We start from the raw sequence: 3460 nt of genomic DNA on the forward strand, positions 1-3460 counted from the left end.
GCCAAGGCCAAAGCGCAGGCCGAGGCCGAGGAGCGGCGACAAGCCGAGGGCCGCAAGAAACCGGGCAAGCCCGCCGCCCCGCCATCCGAAGAGCCTGACCCCAAAGCGCAGAAGAACTTCACCGATCGCGAAAGCCGCATCATGAAAACCAAGGACGGCTTCATCCAGGGTTACAACGCGCAGGCGGCGGTGGACGCCGAGGCGCAGGTGATCGTCGCCCATGGCCTCGACGCCAACGGAAGCGATCAGCGTCAACTGACGCCGATGGTCGATGCAGTCGAAGCCAACATGGGCCGCAAGCCCGAGCAGGTCTCGGCCGACGCCGGCTATTGCTCGGACGCCAACCTCGCCGCGATGGAGGAGCGCGCCATCGACGCCTATATCGCCGCTGGACGCGCCAAGCATCCGACCGACGGCGAAGGCGGAAGCAAACGCGTGGCGGACATGCGCGAGAAGATCAAGGCCGGCGGTCACGAGAGCCCCTATCGACTGCGCAAGCAATTGCCCGAGCCGGTGTTCGGGCAGATCAAGCAGGCCCGCGGCTTCCGTCAGTTCCTGATGCGCGGGCTCGACAAGGTCGCCCACGAATGGGGCCTCGTCTGCCTCGCCCACAACATGCTCAAACTCGCCCAAGGGCGGAGTCTGTCTACCGCCGAGCTCGCAACCGCCTGAACCCCTTCAGACCGCCCAAACCAGCCAAATCCGCCTCCAGAGCCGCCAATACCCTCCAAATCGCCGCAACACCGGACACTATTTGGACAGGCTCCTAGGCGTTCGGCTTCCAGCGCCGCAATCCCCGCTTGCTCGACTGACACTGATAGTTCGAACGTCGAGTTCGATCTACCCGCCCGTCTCCCCGCGCCGGTCCGACGCAGGTGGGCCGCGCCGCGCCAACTGCCCGATGTCGCCGACCGAAGCCAGGATCATCAGCGCGAAGACCGCCAATGTCGCGGCCAGCGCGATCAGGATCAGCATCGGATATCCGATCAGGGCGACAAGTACGCCAAGAACGACAAGGCGACGAGGACAATCAGGCTTGCGCGCACGTCTTGCGACAGCATGTCGGCCTCCCTGGCCAGCGTTCCTTCTCACCGCACCGAGCGATCTCAGGGCCGCCCGGTGCCGTCTATTGGCGGGTGACGAGATGGGGCTCCTGATTGAAATGGTTGTGGACCTGGGCGTGAACTGAACTGAATTTCTGCAACGTCTTCACGCTTTGAAAGCGCTGATGGCGCTCTCTCGTCGTCGAAACGGCTGATGCGAATTCTCCGCGCAATTGTTGAGGCGACGACCGACCTCCTGGTGATCGGCGTTGGCGATCTCATTCATCGCCGCAGAATACGAGCGAAGTCCGTCCGTGACGATCTTCTGCGGTCGGCCGTATGTCTTCATGATGCGCTTGAGTAATTTCAGCGCCGCAGCTTTGTCCCGCTTTGCATTGACCACCGCTTCCAAGACCTCGCCTTCGTGATCGACGGCGCGCCATAGATAGCAGAGCTTGCCGTTGACCTTCACGAAGGCCTCATCCAAATGCCACCGCCACTGAGGATAGCCACGCATGTGGGCCACCACCCGCTTCTTTCGGATCTCGGCGGCGAACAGACGACCAAACCGGTTCCACCAATACCGGACGGTCTCATAGCTGATGTCGATCCCGCGCTCGGCCAAGAGATCCTCGACGTTGCGCAGCGATAGCGGGTACTTCACGTACATCATCACAACCAGGCGGATGACCTCCGGCGAGCTGTTGGAATATCGGAACGGGTTGCTCATGGCCTGAGCTTGCCACGTGCAGAGGCGCGGCGAGCGTTTGGTCTGACACTGCCCTCGCCCTCAAAAGCGCCGCCGCGGTGGTCCAAAGCCTCCTCAACCGGCGCGAAGACGAGGCGGCGCTGCGCGCCGCGGTCGCCCTCGCCAGGCCCGGCCAAGCGCTCGGGCCGGCGGGTCGGGTCTACGGCGCGTTTCGCGCGCTCGCCGACCGCGGCGATCCCTTCCGCCCCGAGCGCCTCGCCGCGGTCGCGTCCGACCTGCAGGCGTCGCTCGACCCGCAAAAGGCGGCGGAGTTCGAACCCATGCTTGACCTGCGCCCGAACCCAACGGATTCTCTCGCGCGCCGTCAACGTCGAAACTTCTGGAGACCCGAACCTTGTCGCTCACCGTCAATATCGGCGAGGCCAAAGCCCGCCTGTCGGACCTTATCGCCAAAGTCGAAGGTGGCGAGGACGTCATTATCTCGCGTGGTCAGCAGCCGGTCGCGCGCCTGACGCGCATCCCCCACGATATGGACGTCGCGGCGACGATAAAGGAAATCAAGGCGGCGCGGGCCGGTCGCCCCAAGACGACTGTCGACGAGATCCTCGCTTGGCGCGACGAAGGTAGGCGCCTTTGACATGGAGATCGTCGTCGATGCCTCCGTAGCGGCAGCCTGGTTCCTTCCCGACGAGCACAATGACGCCGCGGACCAAGTCATGGCCGGGCTCCAGGGAAGCCCCGCTCGCGCGCCCTCGTTGTTCTGGTTCGAGGTCCGGAGCCTCTTCGTCATGGCGGAAAAACGCGGGCGGCTGAAACCTGGGGAAGCAGCGCTGTCAATGGCGCAGCTCCGATCGCTTCCGATTGTTGACGCCGGCTCAGGCAACGATTGGCAGGTCATCGCGCTGGCTCATCGCCACGGTCTCTCCGGGTATGACGCGAGCTATCTCGCGGTTGCGATACAGGAACAATTGCCATTGGCGACTCTCGACAACAAACTCTCAACCGCCGCGCACACCGAAAACCTGGTCGTGCTCGGGATGGCCGACCGGCCGTGACCTTCAGCGCTCGCATCATTCCATTGCGCGCGCCGTAAGCGTCAGGCCTCCCGAAACCCTTGATCGTTCTCGTCGGCGCATCCGCCGACGCGAGCCTGGTCCGTTCATTGTCCTGAACCCCTTGCCCTCACGCGCATTTCTTTTCGCGATTGCGAGCGCCGATCAGCGCCATGAGCATGGGGCCGATCGAGAACTCGTTGGCTTGCGCCTTGCGCGTGAACTCGCGAAGGTAACCGCCGGCGCTGCTGATCGCCGCGCCCCGCTGAAGGATCGCGGCGACGACGATCGCGGCGGATTTTTCACCCAAGACAGCCTGCGCTCCTTCCCAAGCGCTCGGGCTGACGCCGAGGGCCTTGCGCGCGACGCCCGCCGCCGCGAGGAGATCGCGCCAGTGGGAGACCCCGCCCTTGGCGTAGTCGGCAATGTCCGGGCAAGCATCGAGCATCATGCCCAGGGCTCCGAACTCGGGTTAACGACGATTAAGAAAGTCGCCGCTCGACCTTCTTTTGGCGGCGACGAACTCCGAAGGTACGCCGCAGATGAAGCATGCAGACCGCTGAATTGCACGTGCAGCGAGTCTCTTGGGCGCGCGATGCAACTACCAGAAGCCATTCCACGCTGACCGCCGCGCTTTTGTTAACCCGGATTCGGAG

6 protein-coding genes and 1 pseudogene are annotated in these 3460 nt (G+C 63.9%); 4 read left to right on the forward strand and 3 right to left on the reverse strand.

What is annotated here, in order from left to right:
• Window positions 1–672, forward strand: a 672-nt coding sequence (locus ACLP25_RS05165) for a transposase (protein ID WP_442468157.1), incomplete at its 5' end; no start/stop codon positions are given.
• A gap of 168 nt (window positions 673–840) precedes the next feature.
• On the opposite strand, the gene ACLP25_RS05170 is transcribed toward ACLP25_RS05165, so the two are convergent.
• Window positions 841–975, reverse strand: coding sequence for a hypothetical protein (locus ACLP25_RS05170; RefSeq protein WP_442468158.1), 135 nt, complete (start codon window positions 973–975; stop codon window positions 841–843).
• A 234-nt stretch (window positions 976–1209) separates the two neighbouring features.
• Window positions 1210–1773: an IS6 family transposase gene (locus ACLP25_RS05175; RefSeq protein ID WP_442468159.1), complete on the reverse strand. Its 564-nt coding sequence runs from the start codon at window positions 1771–1773 to the stop codon at window positions 1210–1212.
• 77 nt (window positions 1774–1850) lie between these two features.
• Between ACLP25_RS05175 and ACLP25_RS05180 the strand changes: the two genes are divergently transcribed.
• Genes ACLP25_RS05180 through ACLP25_RS05190 form a run of 3 tightly spaced genes read left to right on the forward strand, consistent with a single transcriptional unit; the run spans window position 1851 to window position 2807 of the window.
• The gene (locus tag ACLP25_RS05180; RefSeq protein ID WP_442468160.1) at window positions 1851–2264 is read left to right on the forward strand and encodes a DUF1403 family protein; all 414 of its coding nucleotides are present in this window, start codon (window positions 1851–1853) and stop codon (window positions 2262–2264) included.
• Complete coding sequence (locus tag ACLP25_RS05185) at window positions 2147–2389, forward strand: type II toxin-antitoxin system Phd/YefM family antitoxin (RefSeq protein WP_442468161.1); 243 nt, start codon at window positions 2147–2149, stop codon at window positions 2387–2389. The genes ACLP25_RS05180 and ACLP25_RS05185 overlap by 118 nt, the downstream gene beginning before the upstream one ends.
• A gap of 1 nt (window position 2390) precedes the next feature.
• Window positions 2391–2807 (forward strand): type II toxin-antitoxin system VapC family toxin, encoded by a 417-nt coding sequence (locus ACLP25_RS05190; protein ID WP_442468162.1) that lies wholly within the window; start codon window positions 2391–2393, stop codon window positions 2805–2807.
• Window positions 2808–2934: 127 nt separating this feature from the next.
• Here the strand turns inward: ACLP25_RS05190 and repC are convergent.
• Window positions 2935–3261 (reverse strand): annotated as a pseudogene (gene repC / locus ACLP25_RS05195) (replication initiation protein RepC); the annotation flags it as partial.
• Between the last annotated feature and the right edge of the window lie 199 nt (window positions 3262–3460).

The sequence above is a fragment of the Roseiarcus sp. genome, assembly GCF_052145395.1.
In the GTDB taxonomy this organism is placed as follows: Bacteria; Pseudomonadota; Alphaproteobacteria; order Rhizobiales; family Beijerinckiaceae; genus Roseiarcus.

What these genes read in the sequence shown, in the direction of transcription:
- ACLP25_RS05170 (WP_442468158.1), bottom strand. Translation starts at nt 975, where the DNA reads ATGCTGATCCTGATCGCGCTGGCCGCGACATTGGCGGTCTTCGCGCTG.
- ACLP25_RS05175 (WP_442468159.1), bottom strand. Translation starts at nt 1,773, where the DNA reads ATGAGCAACCCGTTCCGATATTCCAACAGCTCGCCGGAGGTCATCCGC.
- ACLP25_RS05190 (WP_442468162.1), top strand. Translation starts at nt 2,391, where the DNA reads ATGGAGATCGTCGTCGATGCCTCCGTAGCGGCAGCCTGGTTCCTTCCC.